This is a genomic window from Bradyrhizobium sp. C9 (assembly GCF_002532045.1).
Classification (GTDB): domain Bacteria; phylum Pseudomonadota; class Alphaproteobacteria; order Rhizobiales; family Xanthobacteraceae; genus Bradyrhizobium.
This window is the reverse complement of record NZ_NWTG01000021.1, coordinates 41,373-66,709: the sequence shown is the minus strand read 5'-3', so window position 1 is coordinate 66,709 and position 25,337 is coordinate 41,373. Positions and strand designations below refer to the sequence as shown.

Annotated in this window: 19 protein-coding genes and 1 pseudogene; 15 read left to right on the top strand and 5 right to left on the bottom strand. The window is 64.8% G+C overall.

The window, feature by feature from the left end; genetic code table 11:
- Window positions 1–3: 3 nt before the first annotated feature.
- Both CO675_RS30565 and CO675_RS30560 read right to left on the bottom strand, forming a co-directional pair.
- Window positions 4–576, bottom strand: a complete 573-nt coding sequence (locus tag CO675_RS30565) for a flavin reductase family protein (RefSeq protein WP_097675486.1) — start codon at window positions 574–576, stop codon at window positions 4–6.
- Between the two features lie 39 nt (window positions 577–615).
- The gene (locus CO675_RS30560) at window positions 616–1,845 is read right to left on the bottom strand and encodes an acyl-CoA dehydrogenase family protein (protein ID WP_097675485.1); all 1,230 of its coding nucleotides are present in this window, start codon (window positions 1,843–1,845) and stop codon (window positions 616–618) included.
- A gap of 260 nt (window positions 1,846–2,105) precedes the next feature.
- Here CO675_RS30560 and CO675_RS30555 point away from each other — a divergent pair, with 260 nt between their 5' ends.
- The gene (locus tag CO675_RS30555; protein ID WP_097675484.1) at window positions 2,106–3,194 is read left to right on the top strand and encodes an LLM class flavin-dependent oxidoreductase; all 1,089 of its coding nucleotides are present in this window, start codon (window positions 2,106–2,108) and stop codon (window positions 3,192–3,194) included.
- A 4-nt stretch (window positions 3,195–3,198) separates the two neighbouring features.
- On the opposite strand, the gene CO675_RS30550 is transcribed toward CO675_RS30555, so the two are convergent.
- On the bottom strand, window positions 3,199–4,539 hold the full coding sequence (locus tag CO675_RS30550) for an LLM class flavin-dependent oxidoreductase (RefSeq protein ID WP_097675483.1): 1,341 nt from the start codon (window positions 4,537–4,539) through the stop codon (window positions 3,199–3,201).
- Between the two features lie 314 nt (window positions 4,540–4,853).
- Between CO675_RS30550 and CO675_RS30545 the strand changes: the two genes are divergently transcribed.
- Genes CO675_RS30545 through CO675_RS30525 form a run of 5 tightly spaced genes read left to right on the top strand, consistent with a single transcriptional unit; the run spans window position 4,854 to window position 9,470 of the window.
- The gene (locus tag CO675_RS30545) at window positions 4,854–6,482 is read left to right on the top strand and encodes an FAD-dependent oxidoreductase (RefSeq protein WP_097675482.1); all 1,629 of its coding nucleotides are present in this window, start codon (window positions 4,854–4,856) and stop codon (window positions 6,480–6,482) included.
- Window positions 6,479–6,799 (top strand): 4Fe-4S dicluster domain-containing protein, encoded by a 321-nt coding sequence (locus tag CO675_RS30540; protein WP_097675481.1) that lies wholly within the window; start codon window positions 6,479–6,481, stop codon window positions 6,797–6,799. Before CO675_RS30545 ends, CO675_RS30540 begins: the two co-directional genes overlap by 4 nt.
- A 48-nt stretch (window positions 6,800–6,847) precedes the next feature.
- Window positions 6,848–7,972: a methionine ABC transporter ATP-binding protein gene (locus tag CO675_RS30535; RefSeq protein ID WP_198964799.1), complete on the top strand. Its 1,125-nt coding sequence runs from the start codon at window positions 6,848–6,850 to the stop codon at window positions 7,970–7,972.
- Window positions 7,962–8,627 carry a methionine ABC transporter permease gene (locus tag CO675_RS30530; RefSeq protein ID WP_097675480.1) on the top strand — a complete coding sequence of 222 codons (666 nt, stop codon included), beginning with the start codon at window positions 7,962–7,964 and terminating at the stop codon, window positions 8,625–8,627. The genes CO675_RS30535 and CO675_RS30530 overlap by 11 nt, the downstream gene beginning before the upstream one ends.
- 60 nt (window positions 8,628–8,687) lie before the next feature.
- Complete coding sequence (locus tag CO675_RS30525) at window positions 8,688–9,470, top strand: MetQ/NlpA family ABC transporter substrate-binding protein (RefSeq protein WP_502693424.1); 783 nt, start codon at window positions 8,688–8,690, stop codon at window positions 9,468–9,470.
- 43 nt (window positions 9,471–9,513) lie between these two features.
- Here CO675_RS30525 and CO675_RS30520 read toward each other — a convergent pair whose 3' ends face one another.
- A complete protein-coding gene (locus CO675_RS30520) occupies window positions 9,514–10,917 on the bottom strand; it encodes an LLM class flavin-dependent oxidoreductase (RefSeq protein ID WP_097675478.1) in 1,404 nt (467 codons plus the stop codon).
- Between the two features lie 402 nt (window positions 10,918–11,319).
- Here CO675_RS30520 and CO675_RS30515 point away from each other — a divergent pair, with 402 nt between their 5' ends.
- From CO675_RS30515 to CO675_RS30485, 7 genes and pseudogenes are all read left to right on the top strand, one after another.
- A complete protein-coding gene (locus tag CO675_RS30515) occupies window positions 11,320–12,645 on the top strand; it encodes an O-acetylhomoserine aminocarboxypropyltransferase/cysteine synthase family protein (RefSeq protein WP_097675477.1) in 1,326 nt (441 codons plus the stop codon).
- Window positions 12,646–12,679: 34 nt separating this feature from the next.
- Window positions 12,680–13,477, top strand: a complete 798-nt coding sequence (locus tag CO675_RS30510) for a MetQ/NlpA family ABC transporter substrate-binding protein (RefSeq protein ID WP_097675556.1) — start codon at window positions 12,680–12,682, stop codon at window positions 13,475–13,477.
- A gap of 1,234 nt (window positions 13,478–14,711) precedes the next feature.
- Window positions 14,712–14,990, top strand: a pseudogene (locus CO675_RS41660) (helix-turn-helix domain-containing protein); the annotation flags it as partial.
- A 247-nt stretch (window positions 14,991–15,237) separates the two neighbouring features.
- Window positions 15,238–16,488 (top strand): acetyl-CoA C-acetyltransferase, encoded by a 1,251-nt coding sequence (locus CO675_RS30500; RefSeq protein ID WP_097675475.1) that lies wholly within the window; start codon window positions 15,238–15,240, stop codon window positions 16,486–16,488.
- An 18-nt stretch (window positions 16,489–16,506) separates the two neighbouring features.
- Complete coding sequence (locus CO675_RS30495) at window positions 16,507–17,289, top strand: SDR family NAD(P)-dependent oxidoreductase (protein ID WP_097675474.1); 783 nt, start codon at window positions 16,507–16,509, stop codon at window positions 17,287–17,289.
- A 25-nt stretch (window positions 17,290–17,314) separates the two neighbouring features.
- Window positions 17,315–18,082 (top strand): crotonase/enoyl-CoA hydratase family protein, encoded by a 768-nt coding sequence (locus CO675_RS30490; RefSeq protein ID WP_097675555.1) that lies wholly within the window; start codon window positions 17,315–17,317, stop codon window positions 18,080–18,082.
- A 129-nt stretch (window positions 18,083–18,211) separates the two neighbouring features.
- The gene (locus CO675_RS30485; protein WP_097675554.1) at window positions 18,212–19,372 is read left to right on the top strand and encodes an acyl-CoA dehydrogenase family protein; all 1,161 of its coding nucleotides are present in this window, start codon (window positions 18,212–18,214) and stop codon (window positions 19,370–19,372) included.
- Window positions 19,373–19,410: 38 nt separating this feature from the next.
- Here the strand turns inward: CO675_RS30485 and CO675_RS30480 are convergent, their stop codons facing one another.
- Complete coding sequence (locus CO675_RS30480) at window positions 19,411–20,088, bottom strand: GntR family transcriptional regulator (protein WP_097675473.1); 678 nt, start codon at window positions 20,086–20,088, stop codon at window positions 19,411–19,413.
- Window positions 20,089–20,231: 143 nt separating this feature from the next.
- On the opposite strand from CO675_RS30480, the gene CO675_RS30475 reads away from it, so the two are divergent.
- The gene (locus tag CO675_RS30475) at window positions 20,232–23,633 is read left to right on the top strand and encodes a molybdopterin-dependent oxidoreductase (protein ID WP_097675472.1); all 3,402 of its coding nucleotides are present in this window, start codon (window positions 20,232–20,234) and stop codon (window positions 23,631–23,633) included.
- Between the two features lie 51 nt (window positions 23,634–23,684).
- Complete coding sequence (locus CO675_RS30470) at window positions 23,685–25,139, top strand: short-chain fatty acid transporter (protein ID WP_097675471.1); 1,455 nt, start codon at window positions 23,685–23,687, stop codon at window positions 25,137–25,139.
- The last annotated feature ends 198 nt before the right edge of the window (window positions 25,140–25,337 follow it).

The following is a 25,337-nucleotide window of genomic DNA, read 5'->3' as shown; positions in this document are numbered from 1 at the left end:
GTCCTAGCGGACGTGGGCCAGCGGGATGCTTACTTCGGCGAGCAGGTCGAGGTCAGCCTCGTGATCGATCTGCACATACCGTCCGTTCCAGTAGGTGAGGCCGGACAGGTGGTGCGACACGTCCATGCTGGACAGCCGACCCACGATGATGCCGTGAGAGTGCCGTTCGATGATCTCCTCGACCTGGCATTCGACCGTGGCAAGCGAATGGTCCAGCAGCGGAACGCCGGAAGCACCGGGGGTCCAAGCCGTTCCGTCGAAGCGTTGGCTGCCTTTCAGGCGGCTGTTGCTGAACCGTTCTGCCAGCGCCTGCTGGTCTGAGCCGAGGATGTTGACGCCGAACAGCCGGTGACGGGCGATCGGCTCAAAAGAGGAGGCCTGCCGGTTGATGCTGACCAGGAGCCGGGGCGGCGAGGCGCTGAGCGACGTCAGCGAGGTGACGGTCATCCCGGTGATGTCATCGCCGCTTCCTGCCGTGATGACGCAGACGCCGCCGGCGAGGCGGCGCATCACGAGGCGAAACTGCAGCTCGATCTCGTGATCCGCATCGACCAAATGGATGTCCGGCTTGCTCATCGGGTCTCTCCCTCTTGTCGCCGCCGGACCTGCTTTCGATCAGAAGAAGCCCTTGGCGGGGAGCGGCGTGCCGCTGATCTCATATTGCCCGATCGAGCGGGCCTTGAAGGTGTTCGGGTTGTGTGAGGCCAGGGTCCGCGCGTTGCGCCAGTGGCGGTCGAAATTGGTCGCCTTCTTGGTGGCGGACGCTCCGCCGACGTCGAACAGCAGGCTGCCGCTGCGGATCGCGAGCTCATCGGCGACAATCTTGGCCTTTGCCGAGAGCAGCGCGGCCTTGTGCGCGGCGTCGACGGCACCGGCATCACCGGCGTCGAATGCATCGGTCGCGGCGTCGAGGGCTTCTGCCGCCGCGAGCACCACGGTCTCGGCCGCAAACGCGCCGCTGGCGATCTGGCCGACGGTCTGCTGCAGCAACGGGTCATCCGCTGGTATCTCGCTCGGCGCATAGTAGAACGTCCGCTTGCGCGACCGCACCAGTTCGGCTGCGTCCTGCAGCACCGCGCGCGCGATGCCGGCGTTGATGGCGGTCAGGAACAGTTGCGCGAATGTGTTGGAGTAGGGAATGCCGTAGCCGGCGTCAGGGGCGTCGAACACCACCTCCTGGCGCTTGACGCGTACGTTGCGGAAGTGCGTGGTGCCGGTAGCGGTCAGCCGTTGGCCGAGCCCGTCCCAGTCGTCGATCAGCTCGATGCCCTCGCGTTTGACCGGGATCAGCACCGCCGCATTGGCGCCTGTCGTATCGGCCGTGCGCACCAGCACGTAGTCGGAATAGAGCGTGCCGGTGCTGTAGTATTTGGTGCCGTTGAGCAGATAGTCGTCGCCGTCGGCGGTCAGTGTGGTGTTCGGCGTGACATTGCCGACCTTCGGGGTGTCGAGTTCGGTGGCTGCGAGCCCGATGATCGCGCCGTCGGCGACGGCCTTCTGCCATAGCCGGTGCTGCTCGTCCTTGGGACGACGCACCAGCCGTTCGACCACGCTGAAATGGTTGCGCAGGATATGCGCGACGTTGGCGTCGGCGGCGCCGAGCCGGATCACGAGTTCGAACAGCGTGCGGATCGACGCGCCCGCGCCGCCGACATCCACAGGAAGCCGCAATGCGCCGAGACGCGCCTCGCGAATGAGATCGATCTCGGCGAATGGCAGGATTCGTTCGCGCTCGCGTCGACTTGCGCCCTCATCGATGCGGCTCAGCAGCGCATCGATGTCAGGAGATTGGCTATCCAGGCGATCGGACGGCAGCAATGAGGTGGCGGATACGGGCTTGTTCATGGATGTCGGCCTGGAATGATGATTTTACTCAGCTGCGCATTCGACTGCGCTCGAACTGGGATCGTTCAGATGACGCAAACTGTCCCACGATTTTTCGCCAACAGAAATAGAGCGGTATTTCAATTGTCGTGAGATTTGGAGTTTTCTGATTTGTCTGGGCGCGCGGCGCGGCAAGGAAAATCTTTTGATGTGACGTTGCTTGATCTCCAGTCGCGTCTTCGTGAAAAGCGAGGCGACAACGCGCAATTCGGAGATCGCCAATGACGATACGACCGCTTCGCTTCGGGATCTGGGCGCTGGTGCACGGCTCGCGCGCTGCCTATCAGGATCCCGAGGAACCCTATGATGCATCGTGGGAACGCAATCGCGACCTCGTGGTCGCGGCCGAGGCGTTGGGCTACGACTCCACGCTCATCGCGCAGCACACCATCAATCCGCATCAGGAGGATCTTGATCAGCTCGAGGCCTGGAGCGCTGCCGCCGCACTTGCCGCGCTGACCAGCCGGATCGAGATCATCGCCGCGATCAAGCCCTATCTCTATCATCCGGTCGTGCTGGCGAAGTTTGCGCTCGGGATCGAGAACATCAGTCGCGGCCGCTTTGCGATCAATCTGGTCAATGCCTGGAACCGGCCCGAGCTCGACAAGGCCGGCATCGGCTTTGCGGAGCACGACGCCCGTTATGCGTACGGCCGCGAGTGGATCACCGTGGTGTCGCGCCTGATGCAGGGCGAGCGGCTGACTTACAAGGGCGAGCATTTCGATGTCAGGGACTATGTGCTGCGGCCCGGCAGCCTCTACCGGTCGCGGCCATTGATCTATGTCGGCGGAGAATCCGAACCGGCGCGCGCCCTGGTCGCCGGTCACGGCGACGTCTGGTTCATCAACGGACAGCCGCTCGACGACGTCGTCGGCCTGATCGCCGACGTGGCCGAGCGGCCCAGGGCCACGGCTCCACTTCGCTTCGGGCTGTCCGCCTTTGTGATTGCGCGCCAGACCCGGGCTGAGGCCGAGGCGGCCTACGAGCGGCTGCTCTATCTCTCCAGAAAGGATGCACCGATCAAGGCGATCCAGAAGCAAAACACCGATCCCAAGGTGGTGATGATGCGGACCATGCAAAAATCGGCGCGGGTTGGCAGCAATGGCGGCACGGCTGCGGGATTGGTCGGGAGCTATGACGAGGTGGCGGCCCGCATCCAGGGCTTCCATGCTGCCGGCATCGAACTCTTCACGTTGCAGTTCCAGCCATTCGAGGCCGAGATGGAGCGCTTTGCGAAGGAGATCATCCCGCGCGTTCGTGCGCGGTTACCCGCCGGTGACGATCCGGTACATCCGGCGGGCGCGCGCTGATGCGTCAGGCGCGCGTGGCGGTCGCCGCTTGTCGCGCAAAACGGCTGACCGGCCGAGGCAATCCAAAATGCTCGCGCAGGGTAGTGCCGGCGTAGTCGCGCCGGAACAGCCCCCGTCGTTGCAGGATCGGCACCACGGTGTCGACGAACACGTCCAACCCGGTCGGCAGTACGTCCGGCATCAGGTTGAAGCCGTCGGCCGCGCCCGCCCTGAACCAGGCCTCGATGTCGTCGGCGATCTGCTCGGGGGTGCCGACGATGATCCGGTGGCCGACGCCGCCACCGAGGGCGCGCAGCAATTGACGGACGGTGAGATTGCCGCGGCGCGCGATGTTCACCGTTCCCTGAAACATGGTGTGGTTGGCGTTGGCCGGCAGCGGCAGAGGATCGGGCAGGGGCTTGTCGAGCTCGAGAATTGCTGGGTCGACCTGCAATGTGCCGGCCAGTCGCGCAAGGCTGTATTCGATCGGAACCAGCTCCCAGAGCTCGTCTTGCCGCCGCCTGGCTTCCGCTTCGGTGCTGCCGATGACGGTCGCGAGCCCCGGCAGAATCACGATGGAGTTTCCGGCGCGGCCGTACGCGGTAGCCCGGGCCCGCAGATCGCGTGCATAGGCGACGCCTTCGTCGATCGTCTGCGCCAGCGTGAACACCGCTTCGGCCTGTGCTGCGGCGAGGTCGCGGCCGTCGCTCGACCCGCCGGCCTGAACGGTGACGGGACGTCCCTGCGGCGAACGCGGGACGTTGAGCGGGCCGGCCACGCTGTAATGGGTGCCGCGATGTCCGATCGGGTGGACCTTCGTGGTGTCGACGAAACGCGCCGCCTCCTTGTCGCCGACAAAGGCATCGTCTTCCCAGCTGTCCCACAACGCATGGACGACTTCGGCGAACTCCTTGGCACGGTCGTAGCGCGCCTTGTGCTCGAGCACGGTGGGAAGGCCGAAGTTGCGGCTGGCCGAGGCGTCGGCCGTGGTCACGGCGTTCCAGCCGGCGCGACCGCCGCTCGCCAGATCCAGCGTCGCGAAGCGGCGCGCGATGTTGTACGGCTCGTTGTACGTGGTCGACGCTGTCGCGATCAGCCCGATATGGCTGGTCGTGGCGGCGACAGTTGCCAGCACGATGGTCGGCTCCAGCGACATGAAGGAGCGGTAGTCGATACGGTCGGTGATGGCGGGCGTGTCGGCCAGGAAGATCGCATCGAGCTTGCCGCGCTCCGCGATTTGGGCGACGCGCACGTAGTGGCCGACGTCGAAACAGGCGCGCGGGTCGCTGTCGGGCAGTCGCCAGGCGGACGCGTAGACGCCGGAATGCAGAAGATTGACGTTGAGGTGAAGCTGACGATGAGACATGGCGACCGTATCTGCGATGATGCTTGTCGCTAGATATCGGCATGATGCGCGCGGGAAAATGCATCGCGGCGCGGAGCCGGCAAAAAGAAATATCCGTCCCCGCGGGCGCGCCTTGTGTGCAAGCTCGTGTCGCGTTGTTCGCCGATGGCGCAACATCCGGCATGCGGCGACACGAATCTTCTTTGCGCGGCAAGGCAGGTGAAAGCTTCGTCCAACTCTCCGCAAATATCTGAAATTGCCAGTCAGGCTGGCGCGCGCAACGATATGTCCTGGCGTGCCCTGCGCCGTGACCGATCCGCCTGGAGTTTCCAATCATGCCGAACCCAACTCATCGCGCCGAACGCGTGTCCGCGCCTGAAGGCTCGGTCGTGTTCGAGGCCGACGTCCTGGTGATCGGCGGCGGCCCCGCGGGGACCTGGGCTGCGGTCAGCGCCGCCGAGCGCGGCGCACGGGTGGTGCTCGCCGACAAGGGATTTTGCGGCACCTCGGGCGCCACCGCCGCGGCGGGAACGGGCGTCTGGTACATCGATCCGAATCCGGCGCTGCGCGAGGCCGCGATGGCCGATCGCGAGAAGATGGGCGGCTATCTCCAGGATCGCCGCTGGATGGCGCGCGTGCTCGACAGCACCTATCAGCACAGCAATAGCCTGGCCGATTGGGGATATCCCTATCCGGTGGACGACCGCGGCAAGTCGCAGCGCAACTCGCTGCAGGGCCCCGAATACATGCGGCTGATGCGCAAGCGCACCAAGCTGGCCGGCGTCACCATTCTCGACCACAGCCCGGCGCTCGAACTGCTCGTCGACGACGATGGGGCCGTCGCCGGCGCCAGTGGTGTGCGCCGGCAGAAGCAGGATCGCTGGACGGTGCGGGCCAAGGCCGTCGTGATCGCCACCGGAGGCTGCGCATTCCTCAGCAAGACGCTCGGATCGAACGTCTTGACCGGCGACGGCTATCTGATGTCTGCGGAGGTCGGTGCCGAATTCACCAGCATGGAGTTCTCCAACCCCTACGCGATCTCGCCGGCGTTCGGCTCGGTGACCAAGACGTTGTTCTACGGCTGGGCCAGCTTCACCTATGACGACGGCAGCGTGGTGCCCGGCGCGGCGTCGAAGGGCGGGCGATCGGCGATTGCGCGGGCCCTGCTCGAGGGCCCGGTCTATGCCCGGTTGGACAAGGCGGATGACGATGTGCGGCATCAGATGCGCGTATCGCAGCCGAATTTCTTCCTGCCGTTCGATCGCACCGGGATCGATCCCTTCAAGGACCGCTTTCCGGTCACGTTGCGGCTGGAGGGGACCGTCAGGGGCACCGGCGGCCTTCGTATCGTTGACGACAGTTGCGCCACCACCGTGCCGGGGCTCTATGCCGCCGGCGACGCGGCGACGCGCGAATTGATCTGCGGTGGCTTCACCGGTGGTGGCAGCCACAATGCTGCTTGGGCGATGTCGTCGGGAGCCTGGGCCGGGCAGGGCGCCGCTGACTATGCCACGCAGGTAGGACCCGCTGTCGGGCGCAGCTTGAGGTCCGCGGGTGCCGTGGCATTGCGAAGCCGGCAGCGGCGTGCATTCGCGCCGGCCGCGCTGGCGAGGGCCGTTCAGGCCGAGGTCTTCCCGTACGAGCTGAACTACTTCCGCGAGGCATCGCGATTGCAGGGCGCGCTCGGGCGTCTCGACGCGGCGTGGCGCGATGTGTCGGAGGCGGACGCCGCCGACGCATCCGAGATCGTGCGGGCGCGCGAGGCCGCGGCGATGCTGGCGACCGCGCGGTGGATGTACCGCAGCGCGCTCGCCCGTCAGGAAAGCCGCGGCATGCATCGCCGCGACGACTTCCCCGACCAGGACAGCCGGCAGCGGCATTACGTGACGACCGGCGGCCTCGACGAGATCTGGACCTCGGCCCGGCCCCATGCCGAGGCCAGCTATGCGGAGGCTGCGGAGTGATCGAGGTCATCGACGGCGAGCGCTGTACGTCCTGCGATATCTGTGTCAACGTTTGCCCAACCAACGTGTTTGACAAGACGGACGGAATTCCGGTAATCGCCCGGCAAGGCGATTGCCAGACCTGCTTCCTCTGCGAGCTCTATTGTCCCGAGGATGCGCTGTATGTTTCGCCCTTTGCGGATCAGGCGCAGCCGATCGACCTCGTTGCGCTCAAGCAAACGGACAGCATGGGCAGCTATCGCCGGGCTGTGGGCTGGACCGATGAGACCTGCGATCGCCGCGGCGTCGACCGCAGCTATTTGCTCTTTGGTCATTGAGACGCGGCCGTGCGCGTGGCGACCAAGACGACCTTATGGACTGACTGAATGAACGTGCATCAATCCCTGACGGCAGCGGAACCTGTCGAGACGCTGTCGCCATTGGCGCATCCGCCGATCACGGCCGACGCCATGGTCCGGTTCGAGCGGGTCGCGAAGGCCTACCCGGGTTACCGCGACAAGCCGAGCGTGCAGGCGCTCAAAGACATCGACTTCGCAATTCCGCGTGGCTCGATCACCGGTGTGATCGGGCGTTCCGGTGCCGGCAAGTCCAGCCTGGTGCGGTTGATCAACGGGTTGGAGAAGCCCTCGAGCGGCCGTGTCGTCGTCGACGGCCGCGATATCTCCGGGCTTTCGGGCCGCGATCTGCGCCTGGCGCAACGCTCGATCGGCATGATCTTCCAGCATTTCAATCTGCTCTCGTCGCGCACAGCGGCCGACAATATCGCGCTGCCGCTCGAGATTGCGGGCTGGTCGAGGCGGGACATTGCGGTCCGTGTCGCGGAGCTGCTCGAGCTCGTCGGCATCGCGGACAAATATGATCGCTACCCGTCCGAGCTGTCGGGCGGCCAGAAGCAGCGCATCGGCATCGCCCGCGCGCTGGCGACGCGGCCGAACGTCCTGCTGTCCGACGAGGCTACGTCGGCGCTCGATCCGCAAACAACCCGTTCGATCCTCGATCTCCTGGCCAACATCAATCGCGAGCTTGGCGTCACCATCGTCCTGATCACCCACGAAATGTCGGTGGTGCGTCAGCTCGCCAAGGAAGTCGCGGTAATCGACGGCGGTCATATCGTCGAGCGTGGTCACGTCGCCGACATCTTCACCCATCCCGCGCATCCGGTCACGCAGGCATTCCTCTCCGAGGTGATCGGCGACAGCGTTCCGGTGTCGCTTGCAAGCCGCTTGCAACCGCGACCGGTTGCTGGTGGTCGCGCCGTCATTCGCGTCCAGGTTCGCGGTGCCGCTGCCGGCGACACCATCGTCGCCCGCCTTGCGCGCGAGCTCTCGATTGACGTCGCGCTGCTGTCGGCCAGGATCGATGAGATCGGCGGGCAACATGTCGGGTCGCTGTCGCTGGGCATTCCCGGCGGCGAGGCTGCGGCCGACAAGGCGGCATTGTACCTCTCCCAGAATAACTTCCCGGCGGAACGGCTCGGCTATGTCGCGTGAACTCCTCAACCTGATCGTTCAGGCCACCGGCGAGAGCCTGTTCATGGTTTCGATCGCCGCCTTGATCGCCACCGCGTTCGGGCTTCCGATCGGCGTTTTCCTGGCCACCAGCCGCAAGGGGGAATTGTTCGCGGCGCCGGCGGTCAACAGCGTGCTGGGCATCATCGTCAATGCGACACGCTCGACGCCGTTCATCATCCTCGTGGTCGCGATCATCCCGTTCACGCGCCTTATCGCGGGCACCTCCATTGGTTCGGGCGCGGCGATCGTACCGTTGACCATCGCCGCGATGCCGTTCATCGCGCGATTGGTTGAGGCGGCGATCCGTGAGGTCGATGCCGGCTTGATCGAAACCGCGTCGTCGTTTGGCGCCAGCCCTCTGCAGATTGTGCTCAAGGTTCTCATTCCGGAAGCGCTGCCGGGCCTCGTGCTTGCGCTGACGCTCGCGGTCGTCAGCCTGCTCGGCTATTCGGCGATGGTCGGCGCAGTCGGCGGCGGCGGGCTCGGCGACCTCGGCATCCGGTACGGCTACCAGCGCTTCATGCCCGAGATGATGCTCGCAGTCGTCGTCGTCCTGATCGCGCTGGTGCAGACGGTGCAGACGGCCGGCGACTATCTCGCCCGCCGCGTCAACCGCCGCCTGCGTCATCGCTGAGACCGGCCGCGATCTCTTCGGCGCCCTTTTGCAATACTGACAATTCCTGTGGAGACCCAAATGTCCTTTCGTTCCCTTGTTGCATTTGCCGGCGTCCTTACGCTCTGGTCGGCGTCTGTCGCGGCGGAAACCATCAAGATCGGCGTGACGCCGGGGCCGCATGCGCAAATTCTCGAGGCCGTGAAGCCGATCGCGGCAAAGAACGGGCTCGAAATCCAGCTCGTCGAGTTCTCCGACTATGTGGTGCCGAACGCAGCGCTCGACGCCGGCGATATCCAGGCCAATTCGTTCCAGAACCAGCCTTATCTCGACAACCAGAAGGCCGATCGCGGTTACAAGATCGAGGCGGTGGGGCTGACGGTCAACTTCCCGATCGGCGTCTATTCCAAGAAGCACAAGAGCTGGGCGGAGATTCCGGACGGCGGCAAGATCTCGATCCCGAATGATCCCACCAATGGCGGCCGCGCCCTGCTGCTGCTGCGCGACAAGGGTGCGATCAAGTTGAAGGACGGCGCCGGGTTCAAGCCGACAGTCCTGGATGTCGCCGACAATCCGAAGAAGCTCAAATTCGTCGAAGTCGATGCGGCCCAGGCGCCTCGTGCGCTCGACGATGTCGATGCCGCCGTGATCAACACGAACTATGCGACCCAGGCCGGCCTCGATCCGGTCAAGGACCCGATCCTGCGCGAGGACCCGAAGGGGCCTTACGTCAACCTGATCGCGGTTCGCGCTGCGGACAAGGACAAGCCGTGGGTCAAGATCCTCGTGGACAGCTATCACACGGCTGAGGTCAAGGAGTTTGTCCTGACCAAATTCAAGGGCGCCGTGCTGCCGAGCTGGTAGCCGCGGCCGGCGACAACGCGCCGGCCGGAGTCAGGCCGTGACCTCATTCGGCGGCGTCGGAGCGAACTGCGTTCGAGGGCAAATGCCGGTAGCCTGCGCCGGGATGCGTGGCATGAAGGCGCGGTCCGCGCTCCGGGAACAGCTTTTCCCGCAGCGTGCCTTCGCGATAACCCGTCTTGTACACGCCACGTGACTGCAGTTCCGGCACCACGAGGTCGACAAAGGCGTCGAGCGATTCGGGCGCGACGAGGCGGAACAGGTTGAAGCCGTCGACGTCGGTCTCTTGCGCCCAGGCGATCAGCTCGTCAGCAACATCCTGGGGCGAGCCGACCACGAAGGGGGATCGCGCGCCGACGCGGCTCAGCGTCGCAAGATCGCCGACCTTGACCGGGCGGTCGCTCCGCAGGGTGAAGTTCTCCACCATCGACTGGATCGCGTTGCTCTCGACATATTGCACCGCCTGATCGGGGCGATAGGTCGAGAAATCGATGCCGGTCCAGCCCGAGAGCAAAGCGAGCTGCCCGGTCTGGTCGACATGTGCGGCATAGTCGGCGAGCAGATCTTCGGCCTCTGCCCGGGTCGGCGCGACGATCACGGTCGCGCCGGCGAAGAGACGGATATCATAAGGATCGCGCCCGAACTCCTTCGCGGCGCTCCTGATGTCGCGGACCGCGCTGGCGAGAATTGGCCTGGTCTGCCCGTTGAGGAAGATAGCCTCGGCATGCCGTGCCGCGAAGGCGCGGCCGCGCTTCGAGGTGCCCGCCTGATACAGCAGCGGCGTGCGTTGCGGGGAGGGCTCCGCAAGGTGAATGCCGTCGACCTTGTAGTGCGGCCCTTCATGGCAAACGCGATGGATCTTGGTGGGATCGGTGAAGATGCGAGCCGCACGATCCCGTCGCACCGCGTCATCCTCCCAGCTGCCCTCCCATAATTTGTAGCTCGCAGCGAGGAATTCTTCGGCCGCCTCGTAGCGTTCGTCATGGGCGCGGTTGGCGTCGAGGCCCATGCCGCGGGCACCGCTGTCGAGATAGCCGGTCACGATGTTCCAGCCGATCCGCCCGTTGGTGAGATGGTCGAGCGTCGAGAAGCGTCGCGCGAGCTGGTAAGGGTGTTCATAGGTGAGGTTGGACGTGATGCCGAAGCCGAGATGCCTGGTGAGCAGCGCCATGGCGGAGACCAGCAGGGTCGGCTCTGCATTCGGCAATTGGACGGCGTGACGGAGCGCGGTGTCCGGATTGCTGCCGTAGACGTCATAGATGCCGAACACGTCGGCCAGGAAGATGCCGTCGAGCAGTCCCCGTTCGGCGGTCTTGGCATAATTGACCCAGTAATCGAGCGAGTTGTAGTCGAGCGAGGTGTCGCGCGGATGCGACCACAGGCCGGCCCAGTTGTGGCTCGGCGCCATCATGTTGAATGCGTTGAAGCGAAGCTCTCTCGATTTTGGCATCGACCTGTTCCGACAGTGATCGTGTCGGGACAACGTAACAGTTTGCCTGTGCGACTTTGTTTTCTATTCGAACGGCCTGCGAAACAATCCTGCTGCAGCGGAATTGCCCGACAGCACGTTACGCCCCTTGACGCGCGTGGGCGGGCCGGACGCGTTCATGCAACACGGCCCGCGGATCATTGCCGCACTGTGTGAGCCGAGATCTCACGCGTCGGCACTGACCACCGGCCTACGAAACAAATGCGTCGTGCCGGATATTCCGCCTGAAAAATTCAAGATGCCGTTCCGCGAGACGTCAGCACGTCCATCGCTATTTTTCTGGACATCTCGACAGCGGCAAAGTCGCTGCGCATCATTTCGCGACTTGCAGCGCGTGGTCCACCGATCCCAGGAGAGTTCGAAATGCCGGTCGAAACGAAGAATCTCGAGACGCTCGCCCTTCATGGCGGGTCCTACCGGTCCGATCCCGCGACCGGTGCGGTGGCGGTTCCGATCTATCAGACCACCTCGTTCCAGTTCGAGAACACCGACCATGCCTCGCGGTTGTTCGCGCTGGAAGCGATCGGGCAGATCTACACGAGGATCAAGAACCCGACGACGGACGCCTTCGAGGAACGGCTGGCGGCGCTGGAGGGCGGCGTCGGCGCGCTCGCCGTGGCGTCGGGCCAGACCGCCTCGGCCTTTGCCATCTTCAACATCGCCCAGGCCGGCGACAACATCGTCTCGTCGACCGATCTCTATGGTGGCACCTGGACGCTGCTGTCGCAGACCCTGAAGCAGTTCGGCATCGAGGTGCGGTTCGTCGATCCGGCCGATCCGGAGAATTTCCGTCGTGCCACCGATGCGAAGACCCGGGCCTATTTTGCCGAAACTCTGCCCAATCCCAAGCTCAATGTGTTTCCGATCAGGGAAGTGGCCGATATCGGTCGCTCGCTCGGCGTGCCGCTGATCCTCGACAACACGGCGGTGCCGTTGATGGCACGTCCGTTCGAGCATGGTGCCGCGATCGTGGTCTATTCGGCGACGAAGTATATCGGCGGCCATGGCACGTCGATCGGCGGCGCGATCATCGATGGCGGCAATTTCGACTGGGCGGCGCATGCCGAGCGTTTTCCGCTGCTGACGCAGCCGGACGCCGCCTATCACGGTGCGATCTGGACGGAGGCCGCCAAACCGCTCGGCCCGATCGCCTACATCCTGCGGGCGCGCGTCAAGCTGTTGCGCGATCTCGGCGCCGCGATCGCGCCGCAGAACGCCTTCCAGTTCATCCAGGGGCTCGAAACATTGCCGCTGCGGCTTCGCCAGCATAACGAGAATGCCATCAAGGTGGCGGAGTTCCTGGCCAGGCACCCCAGCGTTTCCCATGTGATCTTCCCGGGATTGCAGGACGGCGAGAATCGCCGCCGCGCCGACACCTACCTGAAAGGCGGCTATGGCGCGCTGGTCGGCTTCGAGCTGAAAGGTGGTGTCGAGGCCGGTCGCCGCTTCATCGATGCGCTGAAGCTGTTCTATCACGTCGCCAACATCGACGATGCGCGGTCGCTCGCGATCCATCCGGCCTCGACCACCCACCAGCAGCTGACCGGTGCGGAGCAAATCGCGGCCGGCGTCACACCCGGCTATGTGCGGCTTGCGGTCGGGATCGAGCACCCTGACGACATCATCGCCGACCTCGTTCAGGCATTGGCCCAGGCCGAGGCAGGCAGCAGCGCCCGCAAAGCGGCGTGATCGCATTTGGTAAAATCAAAGCAGGATTGAGATGATGAAGACATTGTTGCGCCTGGCGCACGCGGCAGGCGTTCTACTTGCCCTGACGGCGAGTGCCGTTGCCGACGAACCCCTCAAGATCGCGACCAGCGCCGGTCCGGTCGGCCAGCTCGCAGCGTTCGCCGCCAAGCTGGCCAAGGACAAGGGACAGGACGTCAAGGTCGTCGAGCTGTCCGATTGGGTCGCCTTGAACGAGGTGGTCAACAGCGGCGACGTCGACGCCAACCTGTTCCAGCACGGCACTTATCTTGCGATCCAGAACAAGCAGCGCGGCTTCAATCTGGTCCAGGTCGACAAGGTCGGCGTGATCGCACCGGTCGGGCTGTTCTCGAAGAAGATCAAGTCCCTTGACGAGATCAAGTCAGGCGACAGCGTCGCGATCCCGAACGAGCCGCTCAACGGCGCGCGTGGATTGATCTTGCTCGAGCGGGCTGGCCTGATCAAGCTGACGCCGGGCAAGGGCTTCGCGGTGAGCCGGTTCGACATCATTGAGAACCCCAGGAATCTGAAGATCGTCGAGCTCGATCCGGCGCAGACCTATCGCTCGCTCGACGACGTCACGCTCGCACTCGTCAACATCACCTATTTGATCCCCGCGGGCGGCGATCCGAAATCGGCGCTGCTGATCGATCGCACGGTGGATGACGGACTGGTCCTGCGCTTCACGGCACGGCCGGACAAGAAGGATGATCCGCGCCTCAAGGCCTTCATCCAGGTCTTCGACTCGCCCGAGGTGAAGAAATTCATCGAGGACAAGCTGCCGGCGTTCATTCCGGCCGGCTTCAGCAGCTAAACGCGCGTCAGTTCACGGCGGAGCGGGTGCTGCCCTGTTTCTTCAGTGCGGGAGAGCAGGGCAGCGAGTTCGGCGCACTGATTGCGGATGTCGGGGAAACGTGGACAGGCCGCCACGGCGAGAACGTTGGCCGCGCGTGTCTTCAGCAACTGCCTTGGGCAACTGTTTCGGGCCAGCCAAAACCGCAGCACGCGCTGCGTGCGACCGGTTCAGCTAGCCATGTGGCCCGAACAGGAAGAGCTCGTGTAGATCGCGCTGTCCATCAGGATTTGCGGCGCGGGCGAGCTTCCCGCGCCAGCGCTGCAGTTGTCGGGTCATGCGACCGAGGGTGTGAAACCAAGAGGATGCGAGACGCATAAAACCTCCGTCGAATAGTCGTCCCTCTTAAATAGCACGTCTTTGCCCTGCTCGAACGCGAACCATGATCGACGCGTCCAATTGGTAATGAATGAATCGAACGATGTTGGTTCTGTGGAACGGTCACTTCGCCCGCCGAACTGACAAAGGAAATTCATTCTCGGAGCGATCGCCGATCAGCGATCGCATTTCGAGATCTGAGTGGTGCTTGCAGGGCGAGAGCAGCGTGAGCGCGTGTCGTACCGACGACGAAAGCTGATGCGCGACTAGGAAACCGCTTGCCCCATCGCTGCATCTCGGCGATTGCGGGTGGGCTCTCGTGTCGCGCACCTCGTTCAATCACTGCCCAACACCGGTCCGACATTCGTCACGACGGATCGGCAGCTACTGTCCGATAAACCGGCCCAGAGCGGCTTGAGTGATGCGTGAGGTGCGACCCGGGCGCGGGGCGCCCTGCGGCGAGGACGGTTGACAGGGGGGAGCGCCCACTTTAATCACCTGACTAATTAATCAATTAATTAAGGTCTGAAACCCTAGGGAAAGAATCCGCCTGATGCCGGCCGGCCGTCGTTATCCGAAGCTGCATACCCCGCGCGGTCGCGGCTTCGCCGGGGCTGGACGACCAGGCGGCCGTCGGCGCCGTGCAGACCGATCTCGAACAGGCTGGGAATGGCTTTTCCGGCACCGAATTCGTTTGCCGAGCAGCGTCGGCCCGGTCCTCAAGGGCGGCGACACGGCGTGCGCCTATCGCCGCCGTCAGATCCCGCATGCAGATCCGTTCACGCGCTCGACTGCGATGTCGCGGATCGGCGCGGCCTGCCCGAACCAGGGTGGGCTTCATTCACCCGTACGACAAATGAGGAGTGAGGCGTAAACGATGGGACGTCGATCTGAGGTACTGATGGCGCAAGACACCGCCGGCACGGACAACCGGCGCGTGATACAGGTGGTATCGCGCGCATTCGACATCGTGCGTTGCTTCGAAGGTCGAAGCATACGCCTGGGCAATCGCGACATCGCCGATCGCTGCGGCCTTCCCCGATCGACGGTCTCCCGTCTCACCTTGACCCTCACCCAGATCGGTCAACTGATTTACCTGCCACAAGAGCAGAAATATGCTCTCGGTCCGCACGCCGCCGCGCCTAGCGTCCCGTTGTTCGCGGAGGGTTGCGACAAGCCCGTCTGTGCCGACGAGCGGGAGCGCGACACGGCGCAACCGTCGATGCTGATCAACTCGCGCTTCGAGTATTTCGAAGATCAGCGCAAGCCGGTTGCCGCGCCGCTTTCGGTCACGCCACACCGCTGACACCTCGGCTTGTTCCGGGGCAGAAGACCCAGCGGAAACGGTCGGGACCATCGGCACCAGCTCACAGTCAAGAAACATCCAAAGTAAAGGGAAACGCATGTCTGAAGCATACATCATTGACGCGGTCCGCACGCCGCGCGGCATCGGCAAGCCGGGCAAGGGTGCGCTGTCGCATCTGCATCCGCAGCAACTGGCGGCGACGGTGCTCGGCGCGCTCAAGGAGCGCAACAAGCTCGATACGTCGACCGTCGATGACATCATCTGGTCGACCTCGACCCAGGAAGGCAAGCAGGGCGGCGATCTCGGACGCATGTCGGCACTCGCCGCCGGCTACGACATCAATGCCAGCGGCACGACGCTGGATCGTTTCTGCGGCGGCGGCATCACGTCGGTGAACCTCGCGGCAGCATCGGTGATGTCGGGGATGGAGGATTGCGTCATCGCCGGCGGCACCGAGATGATGAGCTATCAGCAGACCCTCGCAGCCGAGCGCTCCAAGGCGGGGCAGCCGGCGCGGATGATGGGTTCGGGCAACCCGGCGCTTGACGAGATTCACCCGCAGTCGCACCAGGGCGTGTGCGGCGACGCGATCGCCACGCGCGAGGGGATCAGCCGGGAAGCCTGCGATGCGCTGGCGCTGGTCAGCCAGCAGCGCGCCAAGCGGGCGATCGATGAAGGCCGCTTCGCCAAGTCGGTAATCCCGGTCCTCAACGACGACGGCAGTGTCGCCCTCGGTCGTGAGGAATTCCCGCGCCCCGAGACCACGGCCGAAGGCCTTGCTTCGCTGAAGCCGAGCTTCGAGCAGCTTGCCGATTTCGACCTCGGCAACGGCACGACGTTCAAGAAGCAGATCCAGCGCCGTTACCCAGGCCTCGAGTGGAAGGGCGTGCACCATGCCGGCAACAGCTCGGGCGTGGTGGACGGCGCCGCCGCGGTGCTGATCACGTCGAAGCAATATGCCGAGAAGCACGGCCTCAAGCCGCGCGGCCGGATCGTGGCCTATGCCAATCAGGGTGATGATCCGACGTTGATGCTCAACGCGCCGGTTCCGGCGGCCAAGAAGGTTCTCGCCAAGGCCGGCCTGACCAAGGACGACATCGACGTCTGGGAGATCAACGAGGCCTTCGCGGTCGTCGCCGAGAAGTTCATCCGCGACCTCGACCTCAATCGCGAGAAGGTCAACATCAATGGCGGCTCGATCGCGCTCGGCCACCCGATCGGCGCGACCGGATCGATCCTGATCGGCACGGCGCTCGACGAGCTCGAGCGCAGCGGCGGGCGTTATGGTCTCGTCACCATGTGTGCCGCCGGCGGCATGGCACCGGCCATCATCATCGAACGCATCTGATCGGGAAAGGATTTTGCCATGAAACTCGATTCATCGGTCGCCGCCGTCGTCACCGGCGGCGCGTCGGGCCTCGGCGCGGCCACCTCGCGGGCGCTCGCGGCGCAAGGCGTGAAGGTCGCGATCTTCGATTTCAACGAGGAGAAGGGCGAAGCCATCGCCAAGGAAGTCGGCGGCGTGTTCTGCAAGGTCGACGTTACTTCCGACGAGCAGGTCGATGCGGGCTTCGCCAAGGCCCGCGCGGCGCATGGCCAGGAGCGCATCCTGGTGAACTGCGCAGGCACCGGCAACGCGGTGAAGACCGCCGGCCGGGACAAGAAGACCGGCGAGCCCACCCACTTCCCGATCGATGCCTTCAACCGCATCATCCAGATCAACCTCGTCGGCACCTTCCGCTGCATCGCCAAGTCGGCGCAGGGCATGCTGTCACTGTCCCCGCTGGAGCACGGTGAGCGCGGCGCGGTCGTCAACACGGCATCGGTCGCGGCCGAGGACGGCCAGATGGGGCAGGCGGCGTATTCGGCCTCGAAGGCCGGTGTCGTCGGCATGACGCTGCCGATCGCACGTGACCTGATGGCCGAGGGCATCCGCGTCAACACCATCCTGCCGGGCATCTTCAACACGCCGCTGCTGCAGGGCGCCCCGGAGAACGTCAAGGCCGCGCTCAGCGCGTCGGTGCCGTTCCCGAAGCGTCTCGGCATGCCGGAGGAGTATGCGCATCTGGCGCTGACCATGATCACCAACGGCTATTTCAACGGTGAAGACGTTCGCCTCGATGGCGCCATCCGCATGGCCCCGCGCTGAGCTACGGCAACAGGAGACGAAAGCGATGTCCGAAGAAACTCCGGTCCTCACTGAAGTCCGCGGACCGATACTGATCATCACGCTGAACCGGCCCGAAGCCAAGAACGCGGCCAACCTCGCCCTTTCCAAGGGCGTGGCCGCGGCGATCGACCGGCTCGACGCCGACGATGCCCTCAGCGTCGGCATCATCACCGGCGCCGGGGGCACGTTCTGCTCGGGCATGGACCTCAAGGGGTTCCTGAAGGGCGAGCGGCCGTCGATCCCCGGCCGCGGCTTCGCCGGCCTCACCGAGGCGCCGCCGAAGAAGCCGCTGATCGCGGCGGTCGACGGCTACGCACTCGCCGGCGGGATGGAGATCGCGCTGTCGTGCGACATGATCGTCGCCAACCGCAACGCCAAGTTCGGTATCCCCGAGGTGAAGCGCGGGCTGGCGGCCGCGGCCGGCGGGCTGATCCGCATGCCGCGCCAGATGCCGGTCCGCGTGGCGATGGAGTTCGCGTTGACGGGCGAGTTCTTCGGCGCCGAGCGCGCCTATCAACTCGGCATCATCAACCGCGTCACCGATGGTCCGGCGCTCGACGCCGCGCTCGAGCTTGCAGCCGCGATCGGCGCCAATGGTCCGCTCGCGGTCAAGGCATCCAAGCAGGTGATCGTCGAATCCAGGCTCTGGCCGGAAGACCAGATGTGGAAGAAGCAGCAGGAGATCGTCGGTCCTGTCTTCGTGTCCGAGGATGCCCGCGAGGGCGCCGCTGCCTTCGCGGAAAAGCGCGCACCGAATTGGAAGGGCAAGTAAGGCAGCGACTGTTTCGACAACGGAGCGCCGGTTTTGGTTGAAACAGAACCGGCGCTCCGATTTTTTTGTGAGTGCCGCGCGGCACGCCGGCTGGTTTCCACGCCGCTTGAGAGCGCCATTGGGTGAATGATGCGTAGCTTTACCGAAGATCAGGCCATCTTCCGCGACTCCTATCGCAAGTTCCTCGCCAGCGAGATCGCGCCCCATATGGAGGCGTGGCGGGAGGCCGGCATCGTCGACCGCAGCGCGTTCAAGAAGGCCGGCGACCTCGGCTTCCTGATGATCTGGCCCGAGGAAAAATATGGCGGGATGGGCGATGAAGACTTCCGGTATGAGCAGATCATCATCGAGGAGACCGCGCGCTCCGGCTGCAAGGGCTGGTTCAATACGCTGCACAGCCGCCTGGTCGGTTCCTATTTCAAGCGCTTTGGCACCGAGGAGCAGCGCGACCGCTTCCTGCCCAAATGCGTCAGCGGCGAGACGATCCTGGCGATCGCGATGACCGAGCCCGGCGCGGGGTCGGACCTCGCGGGCATGCGGACGACGGCGGAAGACAAGGGCGATCATTTCCTGCTCAACGGCTCGAAGACCTACATCTCCAACGGCATCAATTCCGACGTGGTGATCGTGGCGGCCAGGCTCGCAGGCGCCGAGAAGAAGCACGCCATGGTGCTCTTGATCGTCGAGCGCGGCATGGAGGGGTTCGAGCGCGGCCGCAATCTCAAGAAGATGGGCATGCCGGCGCAGGACACCGCCGAACTGTTCTTCCAGAACGTGAAGGTGCCCAAGGCCAACGTGCTGGGCGAGCCGGGCAGGGGCTTCTACTATCTGATGGAAGGTCTCGCCGAGGAGCGGCTGATCTCCGCGGTCGGATCGATCGCCAACGGCCGCAAGGCGTTCGACATCACGCGCGCATACGTGATGGATCGCAAGCTGTTCGGAAAGCCGCTTGCCGAACAGCAGAACACCCAGTTCCGGATGGCCGAGATGGATGCCGAGATCGATCTCGTGCAGGTCTACGTCGATCACTGCGTGGCCGAGCACAATGCGGGACGCCTGACCAGCAATATGGGCGCCAAGGCCAAGATGATGTCGTCGGAAGTCGAGTGGAAGATGCTCGACCTCGGCGTGCAACTGCACGGCGGCGCGGGCTACATGGATGAGTATCCGATCAGCCGAATGTTTACCGACGCGCGCGTCAATCGGATCCTGGCGGGAAGCTCCGAAGTGATGCGGCTGATCATCGGCCGCGATGTGTTCTCGGAGCACTACAAGAGTATTCTGGACTAGCTCTTCAGCGCAGCAGGCAATCTAGCTCCGGCCGCGCGTTATCCGCGCGCCTGCCGCAGCGGCTCGCGCGCGTATTCCTTCGAGCGCATCAAGGCGTCAACGAAGATCGGCTCCCAGGAGCGGATGTGGCTGCGCAGCAAGGTCGGCAGCGCCTCGGTCTCGCCAGCGAGCGCGAGCTCGATCAGCCGGTAGTGCTCGGGCACCGAGGCCTGCTGCCGTTCGAGGCCGGCGCGTGAGCTGATGCCATAGAGCCGCATCTTGTCGCGCAGGCCCATCACCATGTCGGTCAAGAGCTCGTTGCCGGCGGCGGCGATGAACTCGCGATGATAATTGCGGTCGGCTTCCAGATAGAGCTGGACGTCGTCGGTCTCGACGGCCTTGGCGATCTCATCGGCCCAGCCACGCACGACCGGTAGATCCCTTGGAGGATTGGCGGCGACCAGCATCGCGGCGTGCAGCTCCAGCACCTCGCGCATGTCGAACAAATTGCGCAGCTCGGTCAGCGACGGCTCCACCACCTTGAAGCCGCGGTTGCGCATCGGTTCGACCAGGCCGCCGCGGCTGAGCTCGAGCAGTGCTTCGCGCACCGGCGTCGAGGAGACGCCGAGGCTCGCCGCGAGCGACGGCACCGAATACATCGTGCCGGGAAGGCTCTGCCCGGAAATGATCTCGGCGCGCACCCGCTGCAGCACCTGTTCGCGCAAATTCTGGTCCATGGGGTGGTCGCGTCGCCTCTCGCTGCAAACTCCGATTCGTCCCTGATTATTACTTAGCCTTGACGAGGGCGGTAGCGTATGACGTAAATGTGTAACGCGCTACAAAAATGCGTCATAAGGGTTGACTTAGAGATGAGACGGCGGTGAAACAGCGGCTACCCGGCTATTGCACGCTTTGTCGCTCGCGCTGCGGTGCTGTCACCGTGGTCGAGGACGGGCGCCTTGTCGGCGTGGAGGTACTAAATAACCACCCGACCGGCGGCGCGCTGTGCGCCAAGGGCCGGGCCGCACCCGAAATCGTCGCCAGCCCGCGCCGCCTGACCGTGCCCTTGAGGCGGACCCGGCCGCGGGATGCCGCCGATCCCGGCTGGGTCGAGGTGCCGTGGGATGAGGCTCTGACCGAGATCGCCGATCGGCTCCGCAGGATCCGCACCGAGAGCGGCGCCGAGGCGGTTGCGTTCGGCGTTACCACGCCGAGCGGCACGCCGATGGTCGACAGCTTTGAGTGGGTCGAGCGCTTCATCCGCGGCTTCGGCAGTCCCAATTTGATCTACGCGGTCGAGATCTGCGGCTGGCACAAGGACTATGCGCACGCGCTGACCTTCGGCCGCGGCATTGGCTTTCCCGACTACGACAATGCCGACGCGATCATCCTCTGGGGCCACAATCCTGCGCGCACCTGGCTCGCCCAGGCGACGCGGATCGCCGATGCGCGGCGCCGCGGCGCCAAGGTCGTCGTCGTCGATCCCAAGCCGAACGGCTCGGGTCAGCAGGCCGATCTCTGGCTGCGCATTCGCCCGGGCGCCGATGGCGCGCTCGCGATGGGTGCGATCCGTCATCTCATCGCGACCGGCAGCTTCGATGCTGACTTCGTCGACCAATGGACCAATGGATCGCTGCTGGTCGATCGCGCGACCGGGCGCTTCCTGCGCGCCGACGCGTTGTGGCCGGATGGCGCGCCTGAGGCTTTCGTGCGTCTCGATGCGTCTGGCGCGCCGGTGGCTTGCGACACAAGTTACGCGCCGAAGCGCGGTGGCCGGTTGCGCGGCGCACTGTCGGTCCGCGCGCGCGACGGCCAGACGATCCCGGCAGCAACCGCGTTCGAATTGCTGGCCGAGCGCGCCGCGCCCTATACGCCGGAGCGCGTGGCGGAGCTGACCTGGCTGCGCGTCGAAGACATCGACGCGTTCAATGCGCTGCTCTCCGCCCGGCCGCGGCTCGCCTATCATTCCTGGACCGGCGTCGGCCAGCACACCAACGCCACCGCGATCGAGCGCGCGATCGCCTCGCTCTACGCGTTGACCGGCGCCTGCGATCGGCCAGGCGGCAATCGCTGGCCGGTGCCGCCGCCGACACGTCCGCTCAACGATTACAACATCCTGCCGCTGGAGCAGCAGGCCAAGGCGCTCGGCATCGCCGAACTGCCGCTCGGCCCCCCGGCGAAGGGCTGGATCACGGCGCGCGATTTCAGCCGCGCCGTGCTCGAGGGCGAGCCTTACCGGGTACGCGCACTGGTCGCCTTCGGCACCAACTTCGTGGTTTCGCAGGGCCATTCGGAGCGCAACCGTGCGGCGCTGAACGCGCTGGAATTCCAGGTTCATATCGACATGTTCATGAACCCGACCGCGGAGAGCGCCGATTTCGTGCTGCCGGCCAGCACGCCATGGGAGCGCGACGCGCTCAAGATCGGATTCGAGATCACGCAGGAAGCCGTCGAGACCGTGCAGTTTCGCCCGCGCATGGTCGAGCCGATCGGGGAAGTGAAGGCCGATTACGAGATCGCCGCGGCGCTCGCGCTCAAGCTCGGCATGGGCAATCTGTTCTTCGGCGGCGACATCAAGGCCGGCTGGAATTACCAGCTGGCGCCGCTCAACATTGGTATCGAGGATCTGCGCGACCATCCCGAAGGACGCCGCTTCCCGCAGGTCTTCCGCGATGAAAAATACGCCGTCGCGCGTGAGGACGGCACAGTGGCGGGCTTTGCGACACCGACACGCCGTGTCGAGCTCTATTCAGAGCTGATGCTCGGACACGGGCACGACCCGTTGCCCGATCATGTCGAACCGGTCGGCAGCCCGCTCACGACAGCACCGGACGAACGCTTTCCGCTGGTGCTCTCCACCGCCAAGAGCGGCTGGTTCGTTCACTCCTCCTGGCGGCATGTCGCCTCGCTGCGGCGAAAGTCACCCGATCCGGCCGTCGAGATCAGCCCGCAGCTCGCCGAGCGGCGCGGACTTGTGGAGGGCGACTGGGCCGTGGTGGAGACACAAGGCGGAGCCGTGCGCCTGAAAGTGCACCTCAATGCGGCTCTCGATGATCGTGTCGTCGTTGCCGAATTCGGCTGGTGGGAGGATTGTCCGCCGCTCGGTCGCGATCGTTCCGAGACGTCAGGCAGCCTCACGCGCAACATCAACGCGGTGCTGCACGACGATGCGCGCGATCCCGTCAGCGGCTCCGTCCCGCTGCGCGCGATCGTCTGCGACATCAGGCGGGACGAGGCGGCCAGCCGCGGCGTCTGGAGCGGCCGGCGACGGTTCGTGGTCGGCGAGCGCCGGGCCGAGGCCGATAACGTCATCGCCCTCAGCCTGCGGCCGCTGGACGGTGGTCCGCTTCCCGACTTCCTGCCGGGGCAACACGTGATGACAGCACTGCCCGGCGCCGCTGAGGCGCGTGCCTATTCGCTGACCGGATCGGGCGATCAGCCGCACGCGCTGTCGATCGCGGTGAAGGGGCGTTTCTTCAATGAGGTTCGGAGCAGCGGTGCACCGTTCTTCATGCCGGATCGGCTGCATGGTCTCGCGGTTGGAGACGAGATTCTGCTGGAGCCACCGGGTGGCATCTTCACACCACCGTTGAAGGGGCCGCGGCCGCTGGTCTTCCTCGCTGCCGGCATCGGCATCACGCCGTTCATCAGCCATCTCGAGACTTTGCAACAGGTGGCGCAACAGGATCGCGTTGCCGATGTGCTGCTGCTGCACGGCTGCCGCAGCAGCCGCGAGCATCCGTTCGCGCAACGGCTCGCCGAGCTGGAAGTCTCTATGCCGGAGCTGACGCGAGTGACGTTCTATTCGGCCCCGCTCGCGCAGGACCCGGTCGGTTCGCAGTCGCTACGCAGGGGGCGGGTCGTTCTCGAACAGGTCAAGCCGCTGCTGGCACGCCGTCCGCTGGTCTACATCTGCGGCTCGCCGGATTTCGTCACGGCCCAGATCGAGGCCGCCGTGGCGCTCGGCGTCCCGCGGTTCGACGTCTTTGCCGAAAGCTTCGTGTCGCCGCCGTCGGTGCCGAGCGACCTTGCGCCGCGAACCATCCGGCTTGCGGGTAGCAAGCAGAGCTTCACATGGGGACCGGAGCAGGGGACGCTGCTCGACGCCGCAAGCGCGGCGGGCATCGCGCTGCCGAACGGCTGCCGTGTCGGGCAATGCGAAAGCTGCGCGGTCGAGGTGGTCGATGGGGAATTCACCCATCTCGGCCCAGTCGATGCGAGCGGGGGTCAGTGCCTTGCCTGCCAGGCCGTGCCGCTTACCGACCTCACGCTCGCGCTTTGATGACCAACCACGATTGAAGGCCAACCGCATCACCGGAAGGGGATCAGATTGATGACGAATGCAACGCACGACCAGACCATGAGCCTGCGAAAACCTGTCGCTGACAACATCATGGCGCGCTTTTCGCAGGCCCTGGTGGCGTTCGCCGAGCGCTGGTTTCCGGATGCGTATGTCTTCGTCCTGATCGCCGTGATCGCGGTTGCCGCAGGCGCGATCCTGCATGGCGGCTCGCCGCTCGCCGTCAGCCGCGCATTCGGCGACGGGTTCTGGAATCTGATTCCGTTCACGATGCAGATGGCGCTGGTTGCGATCGGCGGCTACGTCGTGGCGATGTCGCCGCCGGTCGCGGCCGTGCTGGCGCGGCTCGCGAGCGTGCCGAAGACCGGGCGCGGCGCGGTGGTGTTCGTCGGGATGCTCAGCATCTTCCTCTCGCTGCTGAACTGGGGCCTCAGCCTGATCTTCTCCGGCCTCTTGGTGCGGGAGATCGCGCGGCGCACGGATATCCGGCTCGATTATCGCGCCGCCGGCGCGGCCGGCTATCTCGGGCTCGGTTGCGGCTTCACGCTCGGCATCACGTCGTCGGCCGCGCAGCTCCAGGCCAATGCCGGCAGCATTCCGGCATCGCTTCTGCCGATCACCGGCGTGATCGGCTTCTCGGAAACCATCCTGACCTGGCAGAACATGGTCACTGTCGCGATGGTGAGCGTGGTGTCGGCGACGATCTGCTATTTCACCACCCCCGCGCCCGAACAGGCCAAGACGGCGGAAGATCTCGGTGTTGCGCTCGGCGATGATCGCATCGAGGCCAGGAAGCCGGCCCGTCCGGGCGATTGGCTGGAGTTCAGTCCGCTGCTGACGATCCTGATCGCGCTGCTTGCCGCCGGCTGGCTGTGGCAGACCTTCCAGTCGGGCAATCCGCTGATCACGCTGTCGGGGCTCAACACCTACAATTTCGTCTTTCTCATTCTCGGCATCGTGCTGCACTGGCGGCCGCGCAGCCTGATCGAATCCTTTTCCAAGGCGATGCCGAGCGTCTCCGGCGTGCTGCTGCAGTTTCCGTTTTACGCCGGCATCGCGCAGATCCTGACCAAGGTGCCGAACAGCAGCGGCACCACGCTGTCGGATACGATCGCGCACTGGTTCGTCGGCGCCTCCAGCAATTCCACCGTGTTCTCATTCCTGGTCGGAATCTATTCGGCGCTGCTCGGCTTCTTCGTGCCGTCGGCCGGCGGAAAGTGGATCATCGAGGCGCCCTACATCATGAAGGCAGCCAATGATATCGGCGCGCATCTCGGCTGGACGGTGATGGTCTACAACATCGCCGAAACGCTGCCGAACTTCATCAACCCGTTCTGGATGCTGCCGCTGCTCGGCATCCTCGGCCTGAAGTCGAAGGACCTGATCGGCTATACGTCGGTGCAGTTCTTCATCCACTTCCCGATCGTGATGCTGCTGGCGGCGATCCTGATGGCGACCTTCACCTATCATCCGCCGATCCTGCCGTGAGCACGCGCGGTCGGGCACCAGGACACGCGGTGCCCGGCCAAGGTCAGTCAATTCAGCGGACCGCAACCGTCATCACCAAAACCATGCTGTTTTCCAGGCTGGCGCGAATGAGGCATCGCGCCGGGCGGTCATCTTTGGTCGGTCATTTCATTGACCGCCGCGCGATTCGGCCGGATATTGATCCGCGCTAACCCGCGT